Annotated in this window: 24 protein-coding genes; 13 read left to right on the top strand and 11 right to left on the bottom strand. The window is 54.7% G+C overall.

Going from position 1 to position 26,743, the window contains the following annotated elements:
• The first annotated feature begins 84 nt into the window (after nucleotides 1-84).
• From cgtA to ispH, 10 genes are all read left to right on the top strand, one after another.
• Nucleotides 85-1,284: an Obg family GTPase CgtA gene (gene cgtA, locus Q8W22_RS03115; protein ID WP_303431726.1), complete on the top strand. Its 1,200-nt coding sequence runs from the start codon at nucleotides 85-87 to the stop codon at nucleotides 1,282-1,284.
• A gap of 130 nt (nucleotides 1,285-1,414) precedes the next feature.
• On the top strand, nucleotides 1,415-2,563 hold the full coding sequence (gene proB, locus Q8W22_RS03120; protein ID WP_305451575.1) for a glutamate 5-kinase: 1,149 nt from the start codon (nucleotides 1,415-1,417) through the stop codon (nucleotides 2,561-2,563).
• Between the two features lie 101 nt (nucleotides 2,564-2,664).
• On the top strand, nucleotides 2,665-3,504 hold the full coding sequence (gene kdsA / locus Q8W22_RS03125; protein WP_305451576.1) for a 3-deoxy-8-phosphooctulonate synthase: 840 nt from the start codon (nucleotides 2,665-2,667) through the stop codon (nucleotides 3,502-3,504).
• Between the two features lie 120 nt (nucleotides 3,505-3,624).
• Nucleotides 3,625-3,891, top strand: a complete 267-nt coding sequence (rpsT, locus tag Q8W22_RS03130; protein ID WP_303431729.1) for a 30S ribosomal protein S20 — start codon at nucleotides 3,625-3,627, stop codon at nucleotides 3,889-3,891.
• Between the two features lie 123 nt (nucleotides 3,892-4,014).
• Nucleotides 4,015-5,607, top strand: a complete 1,593-nt coding sequence (murJ, locus tag Q8W22_RS03135) for a murein biosynthesis integral membrane protein MurJ (RefSeq protein ID WP_305451577.1) — start codon at nucleotides 4,015-4,017, stop codon at nucleotides 5,605-5,607.
• A 177-nt stretch (nucleotides 5,608-5,784) separates the two neighbouring features.
• Entirely contained in the window at nucleotides 5,785-6,801 is a 1,017-nt protein-coding gene (ribF, locus tag Q8W22_RS03140; RefSeq protein WP_305451578.1) for a bifunctional riboflavin kinase/FAD synthetase, read from the top strand.
• Entirely contained in the window at nucleotides 6,791-9,697 is a 2,907-nt protein-coding gene (gene ileS, locus Q8W22_RS03145) for an isoleucine--tRNA ligase (protein ID WP_303431732.1), read from the top strand. Before ribF ends, ileS begins: the two co-directional genes overlap by 11 nt.
• Nucleotides 9,697-10,218 (top strand): signal peptidase II, encoded by a 522-nt coding sequence (lspA, locus tag Q8W22_RS03150; RefSeq protein ID WP_303431733.1) that lies wholly within the window; start codon nucleotides 9,697-9,699, stop codon nucleotides 10,216-10,218. The genes ileS and lspA overlap by 1 nt, the downstream gene beginning before the upstream one ends.
• A 77-nt stretch (nucleotides 10,219-10,295) precedes the next feature.
• Complete coding sequence (locus tag Q8W22_RS03155; protein WP_303431734.1) at nucleotides 10,296-10,754, top strand: peptidylprolyl isomerase; 459 nt, start codon at nucleotides 10,296-10,298, stop codon at nucleotides 10,752-10,754.
• On the top strand, nucleotides 10,744-11,688 hold the full coding sequence (gene ispH, locus Q8W22_RS03160) for a 4-hydroxy-3-methylbut-2-enyl diphosphate reductase (RefSeq protein ID WP_303431735.1): 945 nt from the start codon (nucleotides 10,744-10,746) through the stop codon (nucleotides 11,686-11,688). The genes Q8W22_RS03155 and ispH overlap by 11 nt, the downstream gene beginning before the upstream one ends.
• Before the next feature lie 76 nt (nucleotides 11,689-11,764).
• Here the strand turns inward: ispH and Q8W22_RS03165 are convergent, their stop codons facing one another.
• From Q8W22_RS03165 to Q8W22_RS03210, 10 genes are all read right to left on the bottom strand, one after another.
• Nucleotides 11,765-12,205, bottom strand: a complete 441-nt coding sequence (locus Q8W22_RS03165; RefSeq protein ID WP_305414126.1) for a type IV pilin protein — start codon at nucleotides 12,203-12,205, stop codon at nucleotides 11,765-11,767.
• A 50-nt stretch (nucleotides 12,206-12,255) separates the two neighbouring features.
• Complete coding sequence (locus Q8W22_RS03170) at nucleotides 12,256-13,095, bottom strand: PilW family protein (protein ID WP_305451579.1); 840 nt, start codon at nucleotides 13,093-13,095, stop codon at nucleotides 12,256-12,258.
• Complete coding sequence (locus tag Q8W22_RS03175) at nucleotides 13,092-13,703, bottom strand: prepilin-type N-terminal cleavage/methylation domain-containing protein (RefSeq protein WP_303431738.1); 612 nt, start codon at nucleotides 13,701-13,703, stop codon at nucleotides 13,092-13,094. The genes Q8W22_RS03170 and Q8W22_RS03175 overlap by 4 nt, the downstream gene beginning before the upstream one ends.
• Nucleotides 13,697-14,194 carry a GspH/FimT family pseudopilin gene (locus Q8W22_RS03180; protein WP_305451580.1) on the bottom strand — a complete coding sequence of 166 codons (498 nt, stop codon included), beginning with the start codon at nucleotides 14,192-14,194 and terminating at the stop codon, nucleotides 13,697-13,699. The genes Q8W22_RS03175 and Q8W22_RS03180 overlap by 7 nt, the downstream gene beginning before the upstream one ends.
• Nucleotides 14,191-17,592: a PilC/PilY family type IV pilus protein gene (locus Q8W22_RS03185; protein ID WP_305451581.1), complete on the bottom strand. Its 3,402-nt coding sequence runs from the start codon at nucleotides 17,590-17,592 to the stop codon at nucleotides 14,191-14,193. The genes Q8W22_RS03180 and Q8W22_RS03185 overlap by 4 nt, the downstream gene beginning before the upstream one ends.
• An 11-nt stretch (nucleotides 17,593-17,603) precedes the next feature.
• Nucleotides 17,604-17,954 (bottom strand): hypothetical protein, encoded by a 351-nt coding sequence (locus Q8W22_RS03190; protein ID WP_303431741.1) that lies wholly within the window; start codon nucleotides 17,952-17,954, stop codon nucleotides 17,604-17,606.
• A 20-nt stretch (nucleotides 17,955-17,974) separates the two neighbouring features.
• Entirely contained in the window at nucleotides 17,975-18,565 is a 591-nt protein-coding gene (locus tag Q8W22_RS03195) for a hypothetical protein (protein ID WP_305451582.1), read from the bottom strand.
• Nucleotides 18,566-18,696: 131 nt separating this feature from the next.
• The gene (locus Q8W22_RS03200; protein WP_303431743.1) at nucleotides 18,697-19,251 is read right to left on the bottom strand and encodes a GspH/FimT family pseudopilin; all 555 of its coding nucleotides are present in this window, start codon (nucleotides 19,249-19,251) and stop codon (nucleotides 18,697-18,699) included.
• A gap of 127 nt (nucleotides 19,252-19,378) precedes the next feature.
• A complete protein-coding gene (locus Q8W22_RS03205; RefSeq protein WP_303431744.1) occupies nucleotides 19,379-20,743 on the bottom strand; it encodes a sigma-54 dependent transcriptional regulator in 1,365 nt (454 codons plus the stop codon).
• Complete coding sequence (locus Q8W22_RS03210; RefSeq protein WP_305451583.1) at nucleotides 20,740-22,278, bottom strand: PAS domain-containing sensor histidine kinase; 1,539 nt, start codon at nucleotides 22,276-22,278, stop codon at nucleotides 20,740-20,742. The genes Q8W22_RS03205 and Q8W22_RS03210 overlap by 4 nt, the downstream gene beginning before the upstream one ends.
• A 114-nt stretch (nucleotides 22,279-22,392) precedes the next feature.
• Between Q8W22_RS03210 and Q8W22_RS03215 the strand changes: the two genes are divergently transcribed.
• Nucleotides 22,393-24,027, top strand: a complete 1,635-nt coding sequence (locus tag Q8W22_RS03215) for an NAD+ synthase (protein ID WP_303431746.1) — start codon at nucleotides 22,393-22,395, stop codon at nucleotides 24,025-24,027.
• 81 nt (nucleotides 24,028-24,108) lie between these two features.
• Here Q8W22_RS03215 and Q8W22_RS03220 read toward each other — a convergent pair whose 3' ends face one another.
• The gene (locus Q8W22_RS03220) at nucleotides 24,109-24,930 is read right to left on the bottom strand and encodes an outer membrane protein assembly factor BamD (RefSeq protein WP_303431747.1); all 822 of its coding nucleotides are present in this window, start codon (nucleotides 24,928-24,930) and stop codon (nucleotides 24,109-24,111) included.
• Between the two features lie 128 nt (nucleotides 24,931-25,058).
• Here Q8W22_RS03220 and rluD point away from each other — a divergent pair, with 128 nt between their 5' ends.
• Both rluD and pgeF read left to right on the top strand, forming a co-directional pair.
• Nucleotides 25,059-26,024 (top strand): 23S rRNA pseudouridine(1911/1915/1917) synthase RluD, encoded by a 966-nt coding sequence (rluD, locus tag Q8W22_RS03225; RefSeq protein ID WP_303431748.1) that lies wholly within the window; start codon nucleotides 25,059-25,061, stop codon nucleotides 26,022-26,024.
• Nucleotides 26,005-26,739 carry a peptidoglycan editing factor PgeF gene (gene pgeF / locus Q8W22_RS03230; protein WP_305414119.1) on the top strand — a complete coding sequence of 245 codons (735 nt, stop codon included), beginning with the start codon at nucleotides 26,005-26,007 and terminating at the stop codon, nucleotides 26,737-26,739. Before rluD ends, pgeF begins: the two co-directional genes overlap by 20 nt.
• Nucleotides 26,740-26,743 lie beyond the last annotated feature (4 nt).

Below are 26,743 nucleotides of genomic sequence, written 5' to 3' on the forward strand. Positions count from 1 at the left end.
GGTTGTCGGCGGTTGGTTTGCCGTAAAAAGCGCCCCAGCTGCTTGCAGTTGGGGCGTTTTTGTATGTTTTTTTGAGGTATCTATATGAAGTTCGTTGACGAAGCACGAATTACAGTTGAAGCGGGAAAGGGCGGCAACGGCTGTTTGAGCTTTCGTCGCGAAAAGTTCATTCCTAAAGGCGGCCCGGATGGCGGCGACGGCGGTGACGGTGGTTCGGTGTATCTTGAAGCCAACGACTCGATCAATACGCTGGTGGATTATCGTTATACCCGGCGTCATCGCGCCCAGAACGGTCAGGGTGGCGCCAGTCGTAACTGTACCGGTGCCAAAGGTGAAGATATTGTCTTGCCGGTACCTGTCGGTACCACGGCGATCGACGAAGATACCGGTGAGACGCTGGGTGATCTGACGGCAATCGGCCAACGCCTGATGGTGGCTCGGGGTGGTTTTCACGGTCTTGGGAATACCCGTTACAAGTCGAGTACCAACCAGGCACCACGCCAGACCAAGCCAGGGCAAGAGGGAGAGTCACGTAACCTCAAGCTGGAGCTGAAAGTCCTGGCTGATGTCGGTTTGCTGGGCTTGCCCAATGCCGGTAAATCTACCTTTATCCGGTCTGTCTCTGCCGCTCGCCCGAAGGTTGCTGACTATCCCTTCACCACACTGGTGCCGAATCTGGGGGTGGTTTCCATAGAGCAGCATCGCAGTTTTGTGATTGCCGATATTCCCGGGCTGATCGAAGGTGCATCAGAAGGTGCGGGCTTGGGTGTTCGCTTTCTGAAGCATTTGGTGCGGACTCATTTGTTACTGCATATTGTGGATATGGCTCCACCGGATGGCGCTGATCCTGCCGAGTGTGCGCGTACCATTATCGATGAGCTGGAGTATTTTTCTCCCGGACTGGTCAAGCGGGATCGCTGGCTGATTCTGAACAAGCTGGATCTGTTGCCGGAAGACGAGCGACAAGCCGCCTGTCAGGACGTTCTGGACAAGCTGGACTGGCAAGGCCCGGTTTACCAGATTGCTGCAATCAACAAGGATGGTACTTTCCCGTTGAGTTGCGACATTATGGAATATATCGAAGAACGCCGCCTGCGGGCTGAGCAGGACGAAGAGTTTGCTGCCCAGATCGAGCGGGAGCGCGAAGTGGTCGAAGAAGAAGCCCGCGAACGTATCGAAGAGCTGGAAGAGCGGCATCGCGCCGAGCGGGCTGCGATTCGGGCGGCGTCAAACGACAATGACGACGATGACTACGACGTCGAAGTTGTTTATCTTAACGAATAGTTTTCAGGTAGCCGTCGCGGTTACCACGTCGCTGGTTGGCTCCCTGTTGGTGTGATTGCCGCGCCAGCCAGGTTGTCCCAGTATCCCGGCCATTGCTTTCTGCCATGGCCTTGCATCAATAGCTTTTGGAATGGCTTTGGACTCTCAACAGCAAATTCAGCAGCATCGTATTCGGCTGGCGCAGAAAAAGCGCTGGGTTATCAAGATTGGCAGCGCTCTGCTGACCAATGACGGCCAGGGTCTTGATCTCGAAGGGATGCAATCCTGGGTCGATCAGATGGCCGAATTACAGCGCCTGGGGCACGATATTATTCTGGTCTCGTCTGGCTCGGTTGCCGCCGGTATGACCCGTCTTGGCTGGCATAAGCGACCGGAAGAACTTTATCAGTTGCAGGCGGCGGCAGCGGTCGGGCAGATGGGGTTGGTGCAGGCTTATGAAACCGCTTTTGGTAAACATGACCGGCTCACCGCCCAGGTGTTGCTGACCCATGATGACCTCAGTAACCGTACCCGTTATCTTAACGCTCGCAGCACGTTACGCACTCTGATGAATCTGGGTGTGGTGCCGGTGGTGAATGAAAATGACACCGTTGTAACCGATGAAATCTGCTTTGGGGATAACGATACGCTGGGCGCTCTGGTTGCCAACCTGGTAGAGGCTGATGTACTGGTGATTCTGACCGATCAGCAAGGGCTGTTCACTGCCGATCCCCGTTCCTACCCGGATGCCGAGCTGGTACTGGAAGCCAAGGCGTCTGACCCTGCCATTGCCGATATGGCGGGCAGCGGTGGTGCGTTGGGGCGTGGTGGCATGGTCACCAAGGTACGAGCGGCGTCTCTGGCATCCCGTTCCGGAGCGGATACCCTGATTGTCGGCGGCCGGATTGAGAATGTGTTGCCGCGTTTGCGTGCGGGTGAACTGCTGGGCACCTTGTTGGTGGCTGATCGCGAGCCAGTTGCGGCGCGCAAGCAGTGGATTGCCGGTCACCTGCAGACTCGCGGGGAATTGATTCTGGACGATGGGGCGGTAAATGCCCTGCGTAATGGTCATCGCAGTCTGCTGCCGATTGGTGTGGTGGCGCTGAATGGCCGCTTTGAGCGCGGCGAAGTGGTTGCCTGTAAAAATGAACGTGGCGAGCTGGTTGCCAAAGGGCTGGTGAATTACAGTCGCAGCGAAGCCAACAAGATCTTGCGCACACCGTCGTCCGAGTTGGAACAGGTGCTGGGTTTTGTTGTGGAACAGGAAATGATCCACAGGGATAATCTGGTGGTAATATAACCAGACAGACGCAATAAACCGTTATTATTGCTTTGCGCCTCATTCGTGCAGGGTACACGTCTGAGTCCCTGAACTTTCTAAATGTATATCTGAGGAACACTATGATTGAGTCGGTAGCCTTTGGCGGTCTGGAAGTCAGCAACGACAAGCCTTTTACCCTGTTTGGCGGTATGAATGTGCTTGAGAGTCGTGATCTTGCCATGGCCATTTGTGAGCATTATGTGGAAGTGACCACTCGCCTGGGTATTCCGTATGTCTTCAAGGCGTCGTTTGACAAGGCGAACCGCTCCTCGATCAACTCCTATCGCGGTCCCGGTATGGAAGAAGGCCTGAAGATCTTTGAAGAGATCAAGGCAACGTTTGATGTGCCAATTATTACCGACGTTCATGAAACCTATCAGGCAGCTCCTGTTGCCGAGGTGGTTGATGTGATTCAGTTACCGGCTTTTCTGGCGCGTCAGACTGATCTGGTGGTGGCGATGGCTGAGACAGGTGCTGCCATTAATGTGAAAAAACCCCAGTTTCTGGCACCGCATGAAATGCGTCATATCATCAAAAAATTTGCCGAAGCCGGTAACGAGCGGGTGATGTTGTGTGAGCGTGGTTCTTCATTCGGCTATAACAACCTGGTGGTTGATATGCTCGGTATGGATGATATGAAACCCATGGCACCGGTTATCTTTGATGCGACCCATGCGTTGCAGCGCCCGGGTGGTCGTACGGATTCGGCGGATGGGCGTCGTCAGCAGGCGTTTGAACTGGCGCGTTCGGGGATGGCGTTGGGTATTGGTGGCCTGTTTATCGAGGCTCACCCTAACCCTGCAGAAGCCAAATGTGATGGCCCTTGCGCCTTGCCACTCGATAAGCTGGAAGTTTATTTGAAGCAAATGAAAGCAGTGGATGACCTGGTTAAATCGTTCGATAAGGTTGTTATCGGCTAAGTTGCAAGAAAACCGGCCAGTTTGTTGAAATAAAGCGACTTCTGGTTGACATGAAAGGGGCTGGCCGGGATAATCCCGGCCCTCTTGGAATTCACTAATCCCCTTATTAAGGAGCCGACTGTGGCAAATTCTGCTGGTTCTCGTAAACGCGCCCGTCAGGCTATCAAACGCCGTGCCCGTACGATCGCACTGCGTTCTATGGTGCGTACCTACATCAAGAAAGTACACGCTGCTGTAGCGTCTGATAACTACGAACAGGCCCAAGCTGCGTTCGTTAAAGCCCAACCGTATATCGATAAGATGGTCAACAAAGGTATTCTGCATAAAAACACTGCAGCCCGTACCAAAAGCCGTCTGAATTCGCAGGTTGTTGCGCTGAAAGGCTAAGGCCTTTCGACGATAAAAAAGCCCGCTTTTGCGGGCTTTTTTGTGGCTGTCTGTTGGCAAGGCCCTTCTGGGTGAAGCATCCTGCGCAGCCCGTACCAGGTTGTACAACAAGAGAAATCCGTCGTGGACAAACAAAAAGCAGCATCGTCAACAACCACGGAAGCGGGTGCCCGGTCGACAGGCAGTAGTCTGCTGCGTTCTTCATCGGTCGTCAGCGTGTTCACCTTGCTCAGCCGGGTGCTGGGGCTGGTGCGTGATATTGTGGTGGCACAGTATTTTGGCACCCGGGTTGATGCCTTTCTGGTGGCTTTTAAAATCCCCAATTTTTTTCGTCGCCTGTTTGCCGAAGGTGCCTTCTCGGTCGCTTTTGTTCCGGTACTGAGTGAATACCGTACCCGTCGTTCTCTGGATGAGGTGCAACTGCTGGTGTCGCGGGTATCCGGTACCCTGGGTCTGGCATTGCTGACGGTGACGACACTGGCGTTGTTATCGGCGGACTACCTGCCCTGGTTGTTTGCCCCCGGTTTTGCTACCAATCCGGAAAAATTTGCCCTGACCGGGGATCTGCTGCGTATTACCTTTCCTTATCTGTTGTTTATTGCCATGACGGCCTTTGCGGGTGGGGTGCTGAACAGTTACGGCCGTTTTGCCATCCCGGCTTTTACTCCGGTGTTGCTGAATCTGACACTGATTGCCGCAACATGGCTGATGGTTGACTGGTTTGAGGAGCCATTGTTTGCATTGGCCTGGGGAGTCTTTTTTGCCGGACTGCTGCAATTGCTGTTTCAGCTGCCGTTTCTCGCCCGCTTGCAGCTGTTGGTGCGGCCGACGGTAAAACGGGATGATGAAGGGGTTCGACGTATTGTCAGCTTGATGATACCGGCTTTGTTCGGGGTGTCGGTCAGTCAGATTAATCTGTTGCTGGATACGGTACTGGCATCATTTCTGGAAGATGGCAGCGTCAGCTGGCTGTATTATGCCGATCGGCTCAATAACCTGCCGCTGGGAATTTTTGCCATCGCCATTGGTGTGGTGATCTTGCCTGCGCTGTCGAGTAAGCACGCTGGAGAACAGGATGAGGGCTTTGCTCGTACGCTCGATTGGGCGGTGCGCATGGTGTTGCTGCTGGCATTACCGGCAGCCCTGGCGCTGGCACTGTTGGCTCAGCCGTTGATGGCAACCATTTTTTATCACGGTGAAATGACGACTTATGACATTGAGCAAATGTCGGTCGCCTTGCAAGCTTACGCCTCGGGCCTGTTGGCCTTTATGCTGATCAAGGTCTTGGCTCCCGGTTATTATGCACGGCAGGATACCCGCACACCGGTACGTATTGGTATTCAGGCGATGGTCGTGAATATGGTGTTTAATCTGGCGCTGGTATTGCCATTTGCCCATGTCGGACTGGCGCTGGCCACCGCTATCTCATCGTACTTTAATGCTCTGATGTTATATCTGGGGTTGCGCAAAGCCGGGGTGCTGCAACACAGTCGTGGCTGGTTGGGGTTTATGGCCAAGCTGGCATTGGCAAATGCTGCCCTGCTGGGAGTGACCTGGTGGCTCATGGGGGATGTGGCCGATTGGCTGCTGTGGTCAGCTTCTGAGCGTATGGTACAAATGACGCTGGTGGTTGTTTCGGGCGTTGTCGTCTATGTGCTGGTGTTGCTTGTTGCCGGGCTGCAGCCCCGGCACTTGCGTGGTGCCTTGTTTGACTAGAGGGCTGGTGCCCGCTGCGCCTGATGGGGTGGTTCGAGGCTAAATTCAGTCTATAGCGGCTGTTTCCGGTGTTTGACTGTTCCCGGCGCGGTGCCTTGGCTATAATCCAGCCCCTTGTATTTTTGTCTGGTTATCTGTTTGTTCCGGTAACTGAATCACTGAGGACTGTCATCGCTCATGCGTCTGCTGCGAGGCTTACATAATATTCCAGCGGAATTCTCTGGCTGTGCGATCACCATTGGTAATTTTGATGGCTTGCATCTGGGGCATCAGGCTATTTTGCATGGACTCCATGCCGCGGCAACCGGGTTGGCTGTGCCAACGCTGGTAATGATTTTTGAGCCGCAGCCCAAGGAATTTTTTGCCGCGGACCAAGCCCCCGCGCGACTGGCCAATCTGCGCGAGAAATTACTTGATCTTGATGCCGATCACGTCGATTACGTTCTGTGCCTGCCGTTTAATCAGGCGCTGCGATCAATGTCGGCGGATGATTTTATCAAGCAGGTACTGGTGGATACGCTCGGTATTCGCCATCTGATCGTGGGAGATGACTTCCGCTTTGGCTGTGATCGCCGGGGTGATTATGCGCTGCTGGCCAGTGCTGGCCAGCAATACGGTTTTGTGGTGCAGGACTCCTCGACCTTTCTGGTGGCCGGAGAACGCGTCAGCAGTACCCGTATCCGCAAGGAGCTGGAAGCCAACCGTCTGGGCGAAGTGCGCAAGTTGCTGGGGCGTACCTATCGCATGTCCGGGCGGGTTGCCCACGGCCGGGAACTGGGCCGTACGCTGAATACTCCCACCGCCAATGTGATGATCCATCGCCGCCGCCTGCCTTTGTGTGGAGTGTATGCCGTGGCCACACGTATCCAGGAGACCGGCGAAGAATATCTGGGAGTGGCCAATGTCGGAATCAAACCGACCATCAGCCTGAAGCCTGAGCCGTCACTGGAGGTTCACCTGTTCGGATTTTCCGGTGATCTGTATGGCCAGCATCTGACGGTCGAATTCTGGCATCGTATTCGTGGTGAGCGTGCCTTTGATGGCCTGGAATCACTACAAGCCGCTATTGACGATGACAAACGCTCGGCCCAGCATTATTTCGCCACATTGCCATACTCTTTCCGTGATTCGGGATCGACCCGGATAACGACGACCGAATTGAATTTATCAGAAGTGACCCGTTATGAACGATAAAGTGGACAGCCAGTACAAATCGACCCTGAATTTACCGGATACCGAATTTCCCATGCGCGGCAATTTGGCCAAGCGAGAGCCTGACATGCTGGCTCGTTGGGAAAAAATGGGGCTGTACCAGCAGATTCGTGCGGCACGTGCCGGTCGTAACAAGTTTATCCTGCATGATGGCCCGCCATACGCCAATGGCAAGATTCATATTGGTCACGCCGTTAACAAGATTCTGAAAGACATGATCGTCAAGTCTCGGACCATGAGTGGCTTTGATGCTCCTTATGTACCGGGATGGGATTGCCATGGCTTGCCGATTGAACTGAAAGTGGAAGAGCAGGTAGGCAAGGCGGGTGACAAGGTCAGCGCCAGTGAATTTCGTCGTCATTGCCGCGAATACGCCGCCAAACAGGTCGATGGCCAGCGCGAGGACTTCAAACGCCTGATGGTGTTGGGAGACTGGGATAACCCTTATCTCACCATGGATTTTACAACCGAAGCGGACATCATTCGTACGCTGGGCAAAATCATCGACAAGGGCCACCTGCACAAGGGCTTCAAGCCAGTGAACTGGTGCCCGGAATGTGGTTCTGCATTGGCGGAAGCGGAAGTTGAGCACCAGGATAAAAAGTCCGTAGCGATTGATGTGAAGTTTGCTTTCCCGGATACCGCGCAGTTGCTGGCGGCCTTTGGTGCCGAAGCGACACTGGCGAGTAAAACGGCCAGCATTGTGATCTGGACAACCACCCCCTGGACTCTGCCGGCGAACGAAGCCGTATCGGTACACCCGACGCTGGAATACTCGCTGGTACTGCTGAAAGAACAGGATGAGCTATTGGTGCTGGCGGCCGACCTGGTGGCTGACTCAATGGCCCGTTATGGCATTGATGCCAGTGATTACGAGGTGGTGGCTACTGCCAAGGGCGCAGTATTGGGTTGGACTCCGGAACAACTGGCGGCTGGTGACAGCGCTCCGTTTGTGGTTCGACACCCTTTTATGCCAGCAGCCGATAGCGCCGAAAAATACGTACCGATCATCACCGGCGAGCACGTCACCGCCGATTCCGGTACCGGCTCTGTCCATACCGCTCCAATGCACGGTGCGGATGACTACAGCGTGTGTCAGACCTTCGGCATCCGCTCCGCCGAGATGCTGGTCGACAGCCACGGCAATTTTATCGATAACGCCACCTTGCAAGCCTTGGAACTGACCGGGTTAAGCACCGCGAACAAGGGTAACTTCCGGGTATTGGCCATTCTTAATGAATGTGGTGCGTTGCTGAAAAAAGCCAATATCACCCACAGTTATCCACACTGCTGGCGTCACAAAACCCCGATTATTTTCCGGGCAACGCCCCAGTGGTTTATTGCCATGAATCAGAATGGCTTGCTGCAGCAGGCCATGGACGAAGTGGAAAACGCAGTGGAATGGCGCCCGGGTTGGGGCAAGGCCCGTATTGAAGGCATGCTGACCGACCGGCCGGACTGGTGTATTTCGCGTCAGCGTACCTGGGGCGTACCGATCGCGCTGTTTGTCCATAAAGACAGCAGTGAATTGCATCCCCGTACTGCCGAACTGATTGAACAGGTAGCGCAAAAAGTAGAAGCCGTGGGTATTGATGCCTGGTTTGAACTGGATGCCGCGGAACTGTTGGGCGATGAAGCCGCCGACTACGTCAAGGTGACGGATACCCTGGATGTCTGGTTTGACTCCGGCGTCACCCATACTTCCGTTTGTCAGCGTCGTGAAGAACTGACCTTCCCGGCCGATATGTATCTGGAAGGTTCTGACCAGCATCGCGGCTGGTTCCAGAGTTCCTTGCTGACCAGTGTGGCGGCGTATGGCCATGCCCCCTATAAAACGGTGCTGACCCATGGTTTCACCGTCGACGCCAACGGTCGCAAGATGTCCAAATCCTTGGGCAACACGGTTGAACCACAGAAAGTGCTTAACAGCCTGGGTGGCGACATCCTGCGCTGGTGGGTGGCCGATACCGACTACAGCGGTGAAATGACCGTCTCGGACGAGATTCTCAAGCGCAACGCCGATGCCTACCGTCGGGTGCGTAATACCTGTCGTTTCCTGTTGGCCAATATTCATGGTTTTGATCCAAAAACAGATCTGGTGGCCGGTGAACAACTGCTGCCGCTGGACGCCTGGATTGTGGAATACACCCGCACCCTGCAAGAGAAGGTGATCGCCTTTTATCTGGATTACGATTTCAAGGGGCTGACCAAAACGTTGATGAATTTCTGTGTCAGTGAGCTGGGTGGCTTCTATCTGGATATCATCAAGGACCGTCAATACACCGGCAAACATGATGGCTTGCCGCGTCGCAGTGCCCAGACGGCGTTGTTCCATGTACTGGAAGCCATGGCTCGCTGGATTGCCCCGGTATTGTCCTTTACTGCGGAAGAAATCTGGGACAACTTGCCCGGTGATCGTGATGCCTCTGTGTTGTTGGCCGAGTGGTACACCGACTTTCCGGTTGTGTCTGATAACGGCTTCGACAACGGGTACTGGCAAACCATTCTCAAGGTCAAGGAAGCCGTAAATGGCCAGCTGGAAAAAGCCCGTAGTGACAAGCTGATCGGTGCCAGCCTGGGAGCAGATCTGGTGCTGTACGCCAATGACGAACTGCGAGTGGCGCTGGAGCAACTGGGTGATGAATTACGCTTTGTGCTGATGACGTCTTCAGCCCGGGTGGCAGCATGGGATGATGAGCAAGGCGAAGCCACTGATCTGAGCGACTTGCGCGTCAGTGTCGTCGCCTCGACAGCAGAAAAATGTGAGCGTTGCTGGCATCACAGCGAGACGGTTGGCAGCGATGCCGCCCACCCAACGCTGTGTCGCCGTTGCATCGACAACGTTGAGGGAGAGGGCGAAGTTCGCCTGTACGCCTGATGACATCGATAAAAAACAGCGCCCTGATCTGGTCGTGGCTCAGCCTGCTGGTTCTGGTCATTGATCTGGCCACCAAACAAATGGCCGAAGCCTGGCTGCACTATGGCAATCCGGTATATCTGTTACCGGTGCTGGATTTTACCTTGCTGTATAACAAGGGGGCTGCATTCAGTTTGCTGGCCGACCAGCCGGGCTGGCAACGCTGGTTCTTTACGTTTATCTCAGCCGCCGTCAGTGTCATGCTGATGGTCTGGATGCGGCGCTTACCGCGCAGCCAACCCTGGCTGGCGGTGTCACTGGCACTGATTCTGGGGGGCGCGGTGGGCAATCTGGTCGACCGGGTGCTGTTTGGTCATGTGATTGACTTTATTTCCGTGCATTGGGACAACGCGTATTTTCCTGCCTTCAATATTGCGGACTCTGCCATTACGGCAGGGGCCATTATGATGGCAATCGACGTGATACGGGACAGCATCAGCACACAGAAACCGGCTTCTGACTCCGTCAGTCGCAGCGATTGAATCCGTACGGCTGACATACATTGGCGTAACCCGGTATCTGGCGAGCGCCCAACAAACGCCTAACAAGAGGTGAACTCATGGCCGCAGACATTATTTCCAGTGGCAGCACGGTATCCCTGCATTTTGCCCTGAAACTGGCAGATGGCCAGGTGATTGACTCAACCTTTGATGCCACGCCTGCGCAGCTGGTAATTGGTGATGGCAATTTGCCAGAAGGCTTTGAAAGCCTGCTTGTAGGTTTGGCCCCCGGAGCTCATGAAACCTTCAGTGTTGCTCCTGAACACGCTTTTGGCCAGCATAACCCGAACAATGTCCAGCGGATGAAGCGTTCCGACTTTGCCGCGGACTTGCCGATTTCTCCCGGTCTGGTGGTGTCATTTGCGGATGCATCCAACACCGAGCTGCCAGGCGTGATTGCCAGTGTGGAAGGCGAGTGGGTCGAGGTGGATTTTAATCATCCTCTGGCAGGTAAAATCCTGACATTTGAGGTTCAGATTCTTGACGTCAAACCGACAGAGATCAGCCATGCAAATTAAACTCGCCAATCCACGCGGATTTTGTGCGGGGGTTGATCGGGCTATCGATATCGTCAACCGGGCACTGGAATTGTTCGAGCCACCGATTTATGTACGCCATGAAGTGGTACACAACAAGTTTGTGGTGAACGATTTACGCCAGCGTGGCGCCATCTTTGTGGATGAGCTGGATGAAATACCGGACGGCAGCATTGTTATCTTTTCTGCCCATGGTGTGGCCCAGGCGGTACGCAAGAATGCCACTGACCGCCACCTCAAGGTTTTTGATGCCACCTGCCCACTGGTTACCAAGGTCCACCTTGAAGTGGCCCGGTACAGTGCCGATGGCAGCGAGTGTGTGCTGATTGGACATAAAGGCCATCCCGAAGTGGAAGGCACCATGGGGCAATACGATTACAGCCGGGGTGGCAGTATTTACCTGGTTGAAAATGAAGAGGATGTCGCCAACCTGTCTGTCCGTGACGCCTCCCGGTTGTCTTATGTGACCCAGACGACCTTGTCGATGGACGATACCGCCAAGGTAATCGATGCCCTGAGACAGAAGTTCCCTGCTATTCAGGGGCCACGCAAGAATGATATTTGCTACGCCACCCAGAACCGGCAGGATGCCGTGAAACAACTGGCTGCTGAATGTGAAGTCCTGTTGGTGGTTGGTTCACCCAACAGCTCAAACTCGAATCGCTTGCGCGAGCTGGGAGAGCGTATGGGAGCCAAGGCCTATCTGGTTGATAACGCCAGCGAAATCCGCCCTGAATGGTTGAACGACATTGGCCACGTAGGGGTGACGGCCGGTGCATCAGCTCCGGAAGTGCTGGTGAAAGAAGTAGTGCAGTGCCTGGTGAATCTGGGCGGTCGGACCCCTGAAGAAGTTCAGGGAACCGAAGAAAACGTGGTGTTTTCGCTGCCCAAGGAACTGCGCTTGAGCGAAGTCTGAGCCCGGTCTGGCGCCTGCTGACGGCTGCCGTCATTTGTGATAGCCGCAGGCTGTCAACCAATACCGGCTGGCCGTTTTACCATTCGAAGACGTCACTGCCTACGGTACGGGTCTGGGTACCGGTGGAGTCCAGTACCAGATTACCGTCGCTTGCCTGGCTGCCGACCGCCGTGGCAGTGATCTGGATACATTGGCTCAGGGAAGCTCCAGAGCAACTGGAAGCACTCACTTTGTAGGCGGTGGTATCGCCGCTTTTGATCAGGTAATAGCCGCTGCTGAGAGTCAGTCCCAGTTTGCTCAAATCCGTGGTGTAGGTCAGCTCATCGGAATAATAACGTTCCTGGGCGGCCATGATACGTGATAATTCCTGGGCAGTGTCTGCACGAATGGCCCGGCTTATATAGCTGTGATAGCCAGGTATAACGATTGCTGCCAGAATGCCGATAATGGCAATCACAATCATCAGTTCAATCAGGGTAAAACCTCGGCTGGGAGCAAGGTGGGCTGGCAATCTCATCGGTTTCAGGTTTCCTGTTGTCGATCGGGAAATAGCCTTCATGGTGAAGGTTAGCGGTTCGGGAAAAATACAGTCGTTTCAAGAATCTGGCGCGGTATATTATCTGTCCGGGTAATCGGATCAGCATCCAGTACCAGATAGCTGCGGGTACCATCGACTCGGGCTGCATCGCTGAACGCTTTGGTCAGGATAGCAATACGGACAGCTGTAACGTCGGCCAGAGTGGCGAGGTCGGCGCTGACATAACGGCTGGCATTGGTGTTGCCTGCGCCCGGGTCGGTATACAGCACCTGAAAGGATTCGATCCCGGAGGCAATCGTCTGTACACCATCTCCGAGAATGGTGTCAGAACCGGCATCATTTTCCAGATAGCTGGCACAGCGCAAGACATCGTCATATTCATCATCAGTACCACCGCTGGTATCCAGTGCAACCCAGTACACATCAACGATCACTGAACCCGAAGCAACGCCCGCCCCTGCCAGGTCGACACCGCTACAGGTCGTCTGGTCCCAGGTATTCGCCGTTGAATCTTCAAAGGTGCGGCGGATGGCCAGTCGGTCACCGGCCTGATCTGTGGATTCCCAGTTGCAGTCCGCATTGGCGGCTGGAGGTATCAGGGTGGCATCGCTGCAAAGGTCGGCAACGGGTTGAATGGCCTCACCAAACAGGTCTGGGTTGAATCCTCCGTGGCGAACCTGCTTGGATAGCCAGGTGAGGGTGAAGCGGGCACTCTCTTGCACTTGTGACATGCCATCAATACGGTTGGATGCACGGTTGGAGCCGACCATTAATTGCATCACAGCCAGACCGATAATGATCGAGATAATCCCGGCGATCATTAACTCGATCAGTGTCATGCCATGCTGTTTTATCGGTAACGTTTTCACAAGTCGATCTCCGTTGAAAGAGAGTCGGTACGGTTGGTAATGTCGCCTTCGTTCAGATAGTTGGTGCTGCCATCATCCAGGGTACCTGAGGTTCTGACATCCCAGGTTATCGTGATTTGCACCTGGGTTGACGAAGCACCGACGCCGAGTCCGGCCTGTACATCAACAACGAGGGAAGGCGGTGCAAGAAAGTCGGCATTACCGGCGCGGGTAATATCGGAGTCTGTTACCGATACATCAGAAGGGCAGGCCACGTCCCATAAATCAAACGCCGCCATTTGAGCGCCGCTGCAATTGGCGCTGGCCTTGCGTGAAGTGCCATCGTGATAGTAGGCACACATGGTCGGGCGAGCGGCGCAGCTGACTGCCGCTGCGCCAGTGTCATAACTGGCAACGGCATCCTGATTGGCCATGATACGGTTGGTCAGGTCATCGATCATCCAGGCCGCCAGGGAGCGACTGGTCGAATCCTGGGCTGAACGGTCAGACTCCAGCAACAGAGCCACCAGTCCAACCAGCCCGACGGTGGTAATGGCGACAGTCACCAGAATTTCTATCAGGCTGAAACCTTTTGTGGCGGATATGCTCCGCTTGCTTTGGATCAACATGCACTCTCCGATCGAATGATCTGACCAATCGCCAGTATTTCTATGCGGTATACCCTGTTTCCGCTGCAGCCGGTAATCTTGATGGTCAAGGCTCCGACGGCGGTTGCGCGACCGGCACCATTGAAGGATAAAAGCCCGGAACCCATGGAGGATGCCGTGATGGTACCGTCGCTGGAATCCAGGCTGGACTGGCGCAGGATGGTATTGGATGTGGCCTCGCGGACCTCCCAGCCATTGCTCCAGCTGCCGGATTTGGGCTGAACATTAACCGTCAGCTTGTAATTGGCGGCATGGCTGCGGGCATACTGAATGTCGGTATGCAGCTGTCGGGCAATCCGGTCGGCAGTCTGGTTATTCAGGTAACGAGTCATGGAAGGGGTGCCCACCGCAGCCAGAATGGCGAATACCGCGATGGTGATCATCAGTTCGATCAGGGTAAGCCCTGCCACTGTTCCCCTTGCTGATACTGCAACCCGTCTGGCCTGAATCATTGTTCCAATTCCCTCCAGAAGGTTTGTTCAACCGGGTCTGATGCGCCCAGGGCATCAACGGTAGTGGTGCCGTTGACGATAGTGGGCTTGGAAGTGATGACTGTGCTGTCCTGATCTTCTTCCTCATCATCTTCATCAACGGGCTGTGCAGTTTCCTGGTACACAACAACCGGGGTGTCCTGGATACCGGGGAAGTTGGATTCAATCTCATCCTTGTAGACCGAGAGTTCACCGGCGGTGTACTGCAATGACAGGACGTACAGGGTGCTCTGGCCGGTATCTGGCTCACAACCGGAACGATAAGCCTCATCCGTTGGCTGATAACTGTTGATATAGCTGTAGTAATTTAATGAGATGGCATTGGAAAGTACTTTTTCGCCACTGCCTGACAAGTCGAGGTAGACCCCGTTCTTGAGATCGTCGGTATCGGCTGTTGCGATATCGTCGTAATCAACCAGATCATCCTGCGTTAGCGCTGTGTACGTTTCCGGTGCCGCATCTACATCAAAATCGTTGATGATATAGATACGGTCCTTGGTGATGGTGTTTAACGGGTGCGCCCGGTAGCCAGAGCCGATGACCAGCTGGTAGCGACTGGCGGCGTAACTGTAACCGGTGGTTTTATCCAGAAAAGTATCCCGTGACGAGTAAGTCAGATCGGGAGTGGCGAAAAACCGGACGTTATTAATTTCGGTCTCGTCATTACCCAGGTCGGCAATCATGCCGCCGGTTGCAAAAGTAGAGGCATTATTGGACAGGCTGTCTTCCTGGGCGAAGTCTATACGCCAGATACGACCACCGAGGTCTGCGGCATACATAGTGTCAACGTCACCATCGCCATCGTTATCGGCAGGTACCAGATCACCAACTATGCCACTGGTCATATCACTCAGCCTCAGATTGCCGCTGGATTTCGAGGCTTTCCAGAGCAGCTCTCCAGTCGTCGGGTCAACCATATAAATGGCGTTACCCATGCTGTGGGCGGTGCGTTTGGTATAGTCGTCTTCAGCCTCGTCATAACCACCGGCAAAGACCAGTACATCGGTTTGTTCACCTTTCCACAGTACGGTAATTGGCAGCATCTTGGACCAGGTTTGTCCCAGCTCAGCAAAATCACCGCTGCCGCCTTCAATGGTCCAGGCCAGTGTTGGGGCATCAAGATCACTGACGTCGAGTGCGTAATAGTTTCGTCCGCCACGGCGCATGCCGCTGTACAGATATGCTTTTTCTCCGGAGTCGACGATATTGTTGCTGTTACTGTCGATGTGATATTTGGAGATATACCCATCCATACCGTAGGTCCGATCAGGACTTTGGTCGAAATAGGCATAAGCGCTTTCAAACAGATCCGAAGGAATAAAGGCAAAGTATTCTTCAGGATTATCCTCATCGGTGTTAAATGCGTGCAGATAGCCCGAGTTGGTACCAACAAACAGCGCGGTTTTGCTGCTGCTGCCGGAACTGTAGGACATCAATACCGGGCGGCTGTGCAGGGCGTCTTCGATTTCCCGTCGTGGAGTAGTGCTGGATGAGTCGGGATCGTAGCCAGCCAGCCAGAGGATAAAGTCGGATTTTTCGTCATCCGGTACGACGCTCGGCAGATTGTCCGGCAGTGACGTATTGCTGCTGCTGATACGGTTGTCCGTTGTGCTGATGCTGCTTCCTGCGATATCGGTCATGATACGGCGGCTGCCAGGATCAGACAGGCGACGGGCGATCCCTCCCTTGGTGACGGTTTCGCCATCCGGAGCATCTTCATCCAGGGTCCAGTAGCTGCGGGCATTGTCAGAAAAGTAGCCGGTGGATGAGTCGATGGCAAGATCGCCATCAACGTCCATGATGTCACCGCTGCTGTCGAGCCGGTAGCGTTTGATATTGCCGGTCCAGTCTGCAGCAGTGGATGGACTGAATACGGAATAATACAGCTGGTCGAGATGCTCCAGGCTGTTATAGGCGTTGACCGCCACGGCGGGGGCGGCAAAGGTACCGGAGGTTTTGGAGATGTTTTCAAAAACCTTGACCAGCGCCAGGCGCAGGGAGTCTGAATCGGAACCGCTACCGGCAACACCGCCACCGTAAGAGGCCATATCATCGAGTCGTTCCTGGGTGCTGCCGGCGACAAAACCACCAATCGTGTGCACATAAATCGGCTGACGGCCACTGAAGTCATCACTGTTGTCGGCGTTATACAGGTAATAGGCCAGTTCTTCGGCGCAACCACCGTCACCGGTACAAGAGGAGCTGAAGTCATCGTCATTGGGGAAATCGGCACTGGGCAGTTCGGTCAGTAATGATCTCACCTTGGAGTTGATACTGGTGTCGTAGTAAGGCGCACCGTCACTGAAAATCACCACGTGGTTGGTTTGGCATTCTTCGGTGATGGGCGAGATATAATTGCCGTTACCATCGTGGGTATCATCCAGGTTCAGGTACTCGGTACAGACCAGAATGGTTTCTGTGGCAGGTTCACTGTCATCCCCTGAATCATCGCCATCATCATCTTCAGAAGAGGAGGCGGTATAGGCAATATAGTCGGATTCACTGATGCCGTAAGTTTTGATCAGAGCGTTTTGAAACCAGCTGTCCAGGTCGTCCCATGGTGTATAAGCCCCGGTGTCTGTATCAACCACATATGGCCATCTCCAGGTATCCATTACCATAAACCAGGCGGGTTCACTGGCTTCGTACTCCGACTGGGTTACGCCGTAGCTATCCAGTAAGGTTCCCTTGTAGTTTTTATGGACCTTGTTCCAGGAGTTCCAGTCAGTGTTGTTGTTTTTCAGATAGTAGTCTTCGATGGCCCAGGTATCATCACCGGCCATCATTTGAAACCACCAGAGGCTGGTATCAACACTGCCAGAAGATGAGCTGGAGCTACCGCTGGAACCAGAGCCGGTAACAGCGATTTCCTGTTCTTCCCAGACCATACACAAATCGGAGTTGGCGGTGGTGGTTTTGCCGTATTTCATGGCATCGCCACGGAGGTAGGCCGCCGCTTCATAAACACTTTCTGTAATCGGGGTGGCACCACCGGGAGAGTAGGAATCGAGAATATCCTCGACCATGCTACGGACGCCTTCAGCATCAATCGATAACATCGGGCTACTCATCCAGGCACCCTCGGAGCTGGAACTGTTGAAGCGGAACAAGGAGAGGTTGATACCGGTTGTGCTGTTGATCACCTCAATCGCGGCATCCCGAACCACATCCAGGCGAGAGCCGGCATAAGAACCGTCTTCGTAGACGCTGCTGCCCATACTGCCCGAGGTATCCATGATAAAGACCACATTCGGCGCTGTGGTGGTGGTGGTCTGAACGTAAATTTCGGTGTCGTCGGCCAGGACCGGACGATGACTGAACAGCCCCAGGGCGATCAGTGTTAGCCAGTAGAGTTTCATAAGAAGGCTCCTCAGTGTTCGCCCGGCGCATGGCCGCCAAAGTTAATGTAGTCCACCAGTTTTTGCTGGCGGTCGATGCCGATAAAAATAACCGGGATGTTCTTGCGCAGGTAAATCTCAGATGCCCGGCTGAGGTCAATGGCTTGTTCATATTCAAACAAGGCGGTATCGGCTTTCAGGGCAATACTTTCAGCCTGACATTCATCACACAGCTTGACGGTGATGGCGGCACTGGAAAAGGTGATCAGATCTTGCGGCGGTACATGAAATTCAGCATGTCGCATCAGGTTGGGAGAGACCGCCAGGCTGATCGGGCTGAACAATAACAGCAGGGAGAACAAGCTAATAAGTCGGGTATTCATGATAATCCTCGCGAATGTCGTTACTGAGCCGAAGCACCAATTCTTTTTATGCCAACCTGCTGGGTCGACGAAATATTGCCGCTTGAACTGGCCGTTGTAGCCGTTAATACAAATGGATAGGCAGAGCTGGCTGATCCGGACGAGCCTTCGGTGTTTTTCAGATTCGGTGTGCTGGTGTCAGTCTGTGCAATCTGGTCGGAAGGGTAGGTAATCAGCACGGTGGTGGCGGCGACGCCGGTGAGTAAATCCACGTCCGGGGTCTGCCAGCCAAAATCGGAATAGGCATTGATGTATTCGGAGTTGTATTGCAGGTCGCTTTCCTCCACACCGTCATTAATCTGTGCCTCGATATTGGCATTTTGTCGGGTGATCAAATCGGTTAGCAGGGTACCACCGGAGTTTCCCAGGTTTTTTACGGCTCGGCTAAGGTGGCTATAAGAGGCTGCAAAGGTCTGTTTTTCAACATTCATACTGGTCACCATGCGTACTTGCGTGGTGGATTGTTGCATGGCTACGGTGGCGCCAATGGTAATCGCAGTGAGTACCCCCAAGCTAACCAGAAGGGTTGACCCTCGTTGCCGGGATGGTTGTGTGGTCCAGTGAATGTGCATGATAAATCTCCGCCGACGTACTGATTGTAGGACAGTACCTGTTGCGACCCTGTGAGGCCCAGAGATGCTGGACTAACGGAGTAGTGAAGACGACAAATGGTATCTGGCCCTGGCCTGGGGTCGGTGAGGTTTCAGCGACACGATACGTCTTGGCCGTTGGCCAGCTCGACGCGATCATTGTTGTTGGCGTCGATGCCCGGTCGCAAACGGCCGATGCGCGAGAGAATAAAAGCGGCGCTTTTGTACTGGCCGTCGGGCATGGTGCGGCAATAACCGAAAGAGCCGTTGTAGCCGCCAGCAAATCCAGTGGCGCTGAAGGCGATGGCAATACGGTTGTAGCTGCGCAGCACGGTGTCATCGGCGGCGGGGATACGCTGTAGCACCTGGTCGTCATCATCCAGTGTGCGGTTACGCTCACGGTCAGAAAACAGGGTTAATTCGCCATTCCAGAGTGAACTGCAGCGCTTGCTGCTGTCGAGCGGGCATAACGTATGGGAGGTCTGTGTCAGGATGGCGCGAGTTCGGGCGCTGGCAATGGCCATATGAATCCGGGAAATATCCCGATCCGCGAGTTGTTGCTGGATAATATGGGTCGCGGCAGGAGTAATGGTCACGCTACTGATCGCCAGGACGGCGATCACGACCATCAGTTCGGTCAAGGTCATTCCGTGTGCAAACCGTGTCATGGCCTGTCCTCCCTGACTGGCTATTCCGATGGGTTTGCTGGTTATCTTAGCGAGGATCCGGCTTTTGTCACTCAGGCAGATGGCTTAGTGATACCGGTTGTTACTCATGCCATCGACTGATCACGGTTTAATCAATATCAAGCTTTTTGCAACGGTAACGTAATGCCCGAAAACTGATACCCAGTTTCTCGGCTGCCGCTGTCTTGTTCCAGCGAGTCGCTTCCAGTGCCTGGGTAATGGCATTACGTTCGATATTTTCGAGGTAGGCTTCCAGATTACTGGTTTCTATCGCCGCCGCCGGGTCGATGGCGGGCATCAATAGCGTGCTGGGAGTGGTAGTGACCTGATCGGGCAAGTTCAGGTCAGCCTGGCTGATTTCATCACCTTCCGCCATGGTAACGGCGCGTTGGAGAATATTCTCCAGCTCTCGGACATTGCCGGGGTAGTGGTACTGGATCAGGGCTGTCATGGCCTTCTGATCGATGCTGGCTTCCGGCATACCCCATTCGCTGCTGTATTTGCGAATAAAGTGGCCAACGAGGGTGGGGATGTCTTCCTGTCGTTCTGACAAGCGTGGCACGGCAATCTGGATCACATCGAGGCGGAAAAACAAATCCTGGCGGAAACGCTCCTGCTCGACCAATTGGGCGAGGTCTTTATGGCTGGCACTGAGAATCCGTACATCGATAGGGATCTCGTGCTCACTGCCAACGGCACGGGTGGCTTTTTCCTGGATTACCCGTAACAGCTTGGCTTGCATTTCAATGGGCAATTCAGCCACTTCATCGAGAAACAGGGTGCCACCTTCCGCGGCTTTGAAAAAACCGTCCTTGTCAGCACTGGCGCCGGTAAATGCCCCGCGTTTGTGACCAAAAAATTCACTTTCCATCAGGTCTTTCGGGATCGCACCGCAGTTAACCGGAATAAACGGGCTATCGGCGCGGGAGCTTTGATGGTGAATCAGTCGAGCGACCAGCTCCTTGCCGGTACCGGATTCGCCATGGATAAAAACCGGTGCCTGGGTGCGGGCGACTTTCTGGATTTTTTCCTTGAGTGCCATCATCGCCGTGGAGCGTCCCAGCAACGCATCACTGGATGGCAGCGACTCCAGATGCACTGGCACCCGGGTCAGTTGCAGAGCGGCGGCAACCAGTTCACGCAGGCGAGTAATATCGAGGGGCTTGGCGACGACATCAAAGGCGCCGGCTTTCAGGGCTTCAACTGCCATGTCCATGCTGCCGTACGCGGTAATCATGGCGACTGGCATATCGCTATAACGGGCGTGACAGAGCTGGATGATCTCGAGGCCGTTGCCATCCGGCAGTTTCATATCGGTGACGCAGAAATGGTATGGGCGTTCGCTGAGTAATGACAGTGCTTCACTGACGTTGGCAGCCTGGTAACACTCCATGTCCATACGACTGAGGGTCAGGGCGATCAGTTGGCGGATATCCGGTTCATCGTCGATGATCAGGGCGGAGTATTTTTTCATAGGGTTAAGTCCGTTCTCAATGTCAGGCGGAAACAGGAACCCGCCCGGATACGATGATACTGGATGTTGGCCTGATTGGCTTCGCACAACTCACGACAGAGATAAAGCCCCAGGCCGGTGCCGTTATGCTCGGTGGTAAAAAAAGGCTCGAACAGTTGTTCGATTTTGTCGTCGGCGATACCCGTGCCGTTGTCCATCACATCCAGTGACATACGGTTGTGACGCTGGGATTTGGCCGAAAGCATCAGGCGGGCATCATTGGGCTGCTGTTTGAGGGCATAACGCAAACCGTTGGCGCAGAGGTTATGCAGAATCTGCTGCAGATGATCCGGGTCAAAGGCGATTTGCTGCTGATCGTGGCAATGAATAAACAGCTGGAACGGCTGCTCCCTGTGCATCCCGATAAACTGCTCACGAAAGTGCTCCAGCCAGGGTTTCAGGCGCAAGACCTCAATCGAGGGCTGGCGTTTGCGACTGAGCTGCAAGATATCTTCGACGGTACGATTGATTCGCATACAATGCTGTTCAATAACCTGGCTGAGATACAGCTCTTCTTCTTTCAGGTAAGGGGTTTCCGCCAACAGCTGGCTGGCCTGACGTAACGCGCTGAGCGGATTGCGTATTTCGTGGGCAATACTGGCGGTCAGGCGCCCGAGAGAAGCCAGTTTCAATTGTTGTGCTGTTGCGGCGATACGGGACTGGTCTTCGATAAACAGCAAGTAGTCGCCAGGCAAAGAATCTGGCAACAGCATTTTACTGACCTGCAGGGACTCCCCCCGCAGTGTCAGTGCGTGTTTGCGGCCGGGGTCATCCAGCACGGTTAGCAATGGTGCCGGCAACTCTTCGTCATCGCTGATATTAAGCCAGCGTTGTGCTTGTTGGTTAAAAAACAGGATTTGGTTGTCGCGATCACAGGCAATGATACCGTTGGGCAAGTCAGCCAATGCCTGCCAGCTGATATTCTGCAGGCGGCGCAACCGTACCGATTGGTCACTGGCCAGTTCCAGGGCACTGTTCAGTCGCCGGGACAGTGCCTGGGTCAGGGCCGCCAACAAAAAGCACAAAAAGCCGTAAATGCCAGAATTGACCAACTCACCCGTTTGATAACGTTCCGGCCAGAAATGCTGAATCACCATAATGGCCAGCGTGGTCCAGGCGGCGACCGCAAAGCCGAGGACTCCCGGGGCTAGCAAGTTGGCGATCACCACACAAAGCAGGATCAGACTGGAAAACCCGGTATCGAGACCGCCGGAGGCAAACATCAGTATCGATAGCAGAGCGGTTTCGAGGAAAAAATAGCTGGTTGCCAGTTGAACATGGGGCCCCAGGCTGGCAATGGCAACAAAACTGGCGGCGATTACAACATACAGTATCGTCGCTACCAGGCTGATATAAGGGGCATCATGGCCAATCAGGGTAGCGTCATCGACGGTATGAGCCGCCATAATCAACAAGGCCAGCAATAATGAATAGTAGCTGTATATTTGCAGCAGTCGTTTGCCGTTGACGACCAGATCACTCACGTTGGATGGCATGTTAACTGTCCTGTTGCCTGCTGGTGTTCATAAGGTCGGGCGTTAATGTGTTTGCCTAACTTGCAGAATTTCCAGACAATACCGCGGAAAAACAGCATAAGGTAACGCGACAGCATGACAGAGTCACTCCACATCGCCATGGCGCAATGCAACTTTCTGGTTGGCGATATTACCGGCAACTGCGATCAGATGCTCAGCCAAGTGGACGCCGCCCGTCAGCGCGGCGCTGATCTTATCCTGTTTTCTGAGCTGGCGCTGACCGGTTACCCGCCAGAAGATCTGTTGCTGCGACCCAGTTTGCAGCCACGTGTCGAAGCCGCCATACAACGCCTGGCCGACGCCAGCCAGGACATCGCCATAGTGGCGGGTTTTCCATGGCGGCAAGATGGGCAACTCTATAATTGCGCCGGTGTGTGGCATCAGGGGATATCGCTGGGGCGTTACGCCAAACAATGTTTGCCAAACTATCAAGTGTTTGATGAAAAACGCTACTTCAGTGTTGGTGATCAGCCGTTGGTGGTGACCATTGCCGGTGTTGCACTGGGATTAACGATTTGTGAAGACATCTGGTTTACCGGGCCAGCCGAGCAAAGTGTGGCTGCAGGTGCCGAACTGATTCTTAACCTGAACGCTTCGCCGTTCCATATTGGCAAACACCACGAACGCCAGGGCATCCTGCGCGAGCATATCAGCCGTCTGGGGGTGCCAATTGTGTACGTCAATCAGGTCGGTGGGCAAGATGAGCTGGTGTTTGATGGTGCCTCGTTTGCGATGGACGCAGAAGGGCGCAATGTGGCTCAGTTACCGGCGTACCAGGAAGCCATGGCGGATATCCGCTTTGTTGATGGTACCTTGCAGGGAATGGATAGCGCACCGCTGCCGGAAGCCCATCATCATGAACTGGCCAGTCTCTACGACGCACTGGTGCTGGGGGTGCGTGACTACGTCAATAAAAACCACTTCAAGGGCGTGATTCTGGGATTGTCGGGTGGTATTGACTCAGCCCTGACGCTGGCGATTGCGGTAGATGCCCTGGGTGCTGACCGGGTGCAGGCCGTCATGATGCCCTTTACCTATACCTCGGGCATGAGCAAGGAAGACGCAGCCCGGCAGGCAGAGGTAATGGGGGTCCGTTATCAGTCGTTATCGATTGCCCCTATCTACGAACAGTTTATGAACACCCTGGCACCGGACTTTGCCGGCTTGCCTGTTGATACGACGGAAGAAAACCTGCAAGCCCGTTGCCGCGGTGTCCTGCTGATGGCGCTGTCAAACAAAACCGGATACATGGTGCTGACTACCGGAAACAAGAGTGAAATGGCCGTCGGATACGCCACCCTGTATGGCGATATGGCAGGTGGTTACGGGGCCTTGAAGGATGTTTATAAAACGCGGGTGTTTGCGCTGGCACACTACCGCAATACCATCGGCGATGGCGAAGTGATCCCACAGCGGGTGATCGACCGTCCACCGTCTGCAGAATTGGCCCCGGATCAGAAAGACGAAGACAGTCTGCCACCTTATCCGGTGCTGGATACCATTCTGGAACAGTACATCGAACAGGACATGAGCGCCGAAGCCATTATTGCCAGCGGCTTTGATCGTGAGGATGTGATGCGGGTACTGCGGCTGGTGGACGTTAACGAATACAAGCGTCGCCAGGCTCCGGTCGGAGTACGGGTTACTCCGCGAGGCTTCGGTCGTGACCGCCGTTACCCGATCACCAGTGGCTGGCGCGCCGGTATCTGATCCATGGTCGTCGATATGGCAGGATGGGAACATGAGCAGACTGGCTGCTCATGTGACCGCTGCCTGTTCAGGTTGGCGGATTTACTTGCTCAGACCAAAGGTAATGATTTCCAGCCAGCTGCGACGATCCGTCTCAGCCAGACCGCTGGTTATAAATTCACCATCCTGCAGTTGTGAATGGTCAGGAAAATTGTACTTCAGCAAGGCCAGTGAGCGATCGGCTTCCTTGTCCATCGACAGCTCCCGGTAAGCTTCCGTCATAATAACCAGACCATCGGCAACCGCTGTGGTGCCAGGGTAGTCTGAGACCACTTTATTGGCCCGGTTGGCTGCGGCGATAAAGGCGTGGCGTTTCATGTAATAGCGTGCAACACCAATATCGTGGCTGGCCAGTCGTTCACGCAGATAGACCATGCGCGCTCGGGCATCTGCGGTGTAAGGGCTGTCCGGAAAGCGGGTTAATAATTCAGAAAAATACTGGAACGCATCGCGCAGTGGCGTCGGGTCCCGTTGGGCGACATCGTTGGACAAGCGTCGCTCGACCATGGTGAAGCCCATTTCATAGGTTGTCAGTGCGCGAATGTAATAGGCATAGTCGATCTGGGGGTGCAGCGGATGCAAGCGAATAAACCGCTCTGCCATTTCGAGGGCAGATTCCAGATCACTGGTTTTGAAATAAACGTAAATCAGCTCCAGCTGGGCCTGTTCGGCATACTCACCAAAAGGGTATTGGGATTCGAGGGCCTTGAGTTTTTCAATGGCAAGCACATTGCTGTCCTTGTCCAGTGCGGCTCGGGCTTCCTGATACAATTGTTGCTCGGTCTGTTCTCTGGGTTTGTCCGGATTTCCGGAGCAGGCGACCATCAGGACAGATAATAAAATCAACAGCCAGCGGCACGTCATGGAGCGCATTCCTAATTGTGGATATACTTCAGTAAAGCGCGGTATTAAAACACAGTCCCGACACAGCCCCAACCAATTGGCGGCGCAGAGGTCTGGTACCGTATCGACCCTCTCCGATTTGGCAAACTATGACCAATCAGATTTCTATCAGTACCCAGGTGCCCTTCGACCAGGGCAACAAACGACTAGACCAGGTAGCGGCACAACTGTTCCCTGATTATTCCCGTTCACGACTGCAGCAATGGATCAAGGACGGCCAGCTGACCGTTGATGGCAAGCTCTGGCGTGGCCGGGACAAACTCACTGGCGGCGAAACCCTCGCGCTGGAAGCCGAATTGTCACCGGAAGGTGATTGGCTGCCGGAGGCGATGGATCTCGATATCGTCTACGAAGACGATCATATTCTGGTGCTCAACAAACAAGCCGATCTGGTAGTGCACCCTGCCGCCGGCAATCGCGAAGGCACCTTGCTGAATGGCCTGCTGCACCATTGCCCGGAACTGGCCAATATTCCACGGGCAGGGATTGTGCATCGACTCGACAAGGACACCACCGGATTGATGGTGGTGGCCAAGACCCTGCAAGCCCAGGCTCACCTGGTGGCGCAGCTGCAAGACCGCACCATGGGACGGGAGTACGAAGCGGTTGTACAAGGGTATATGACCGGTGGCGGCAAGGTGGACGAGCCGATTGGCCGACACGGTACCCAGCGTACCCGTATGGCCGTCAATCCGGTTGGCAAAGACGCGGTAACCCATTACCGGGTGCTGCATAAATTTCCGACCCACACCCATATTCGCTGCAAGCTGGAAACCGGCCGGACACACCAGATCCGGGTGCATATGACGCATATCGGTCATCCGCTGGTTGGTGATGCCACCTACGCTGCCCGTACGCGTCTGACCAAGGGTATTGGTTCTTCCCTGCGCAGCCTGTTGCAGAGTTTTCCCCGTCAGGCGTTACATGCCAAGGCGCTGGGGCTATTGCATCCGGTAGAACAGGAATGGATGGAATGGGAAGTTGATCTGCCCGATGACATCATCGAACTGCTGGAAATGCTGGAGGAAGACCGGCGTGACGCGCACAACCGTTGAGCTGATCCGTCCGGACTGGTCTTTACCTGACGGGGTACAGATCGCTTTCAGTACCCGGCGTCTGTTGTGCGGTGACGGGTCTGCATCGCCGTGGCAGGGGGCCAACCTCGGGCTGCACGTAGGTGATGACCGACAGCAGGTACTGCGGCACCGCTTGTCGCTGATCCGGCAACTACCGGGCCTGCAGTCGATTCAGTGGCTGGATCAGGTGCATGGCAATCGTTGCGTACAGGCCTGTGGCAGCGATGTGCTGCTGCGCGCCGACGCCAGCTGGAGTGCAGAAGCCGGCATGGCCTGTGCGGTCATGACGGCAGATTGTTTGCCGCTGTTGCTGGTCAGCGACGATGGTTTGCAGGTTGCCGCCGCCCATGCCGGTTGGCGTGGTCTGGCGGGAGGTGTGCTGGAGCAGACCCTGGCTTGTTTCAGTCGACCGGTGATCGCCATGCTGGGGCCGGCCATTGGGCCGACGGCGTTTGAAGTGGGGCCAGAGGTAAAGGCTTGCTTTGCGGATGCGCCGGCAGATTGTTTTGTAGCCGGTGCGGGGGATCGTTATTTCGCTGATCTGTATGGCCTGGCCCGCTGGCGTTTGCAGCAGGCCGGAGTTGAGCGGGTATTGGGAGGCGACTGGTGTACTTTCAGTGAGCCGCAGCGTTTCTATTCCTATCGCCGGGATGGCCAGACCGGACGCCAGGCCAGTCTGATCTGGCGCGAATAAAGCG

This window comes from Oceanobacter sp. 1_MG-2023 (assembly GCF_030689025.1).
Taxonomy (GTDB): Bacteria; Pseudomonadota; Gammaproteobacteria; order Pseudomonadales; family Oceanobacteraceae; genus Oceanobacter.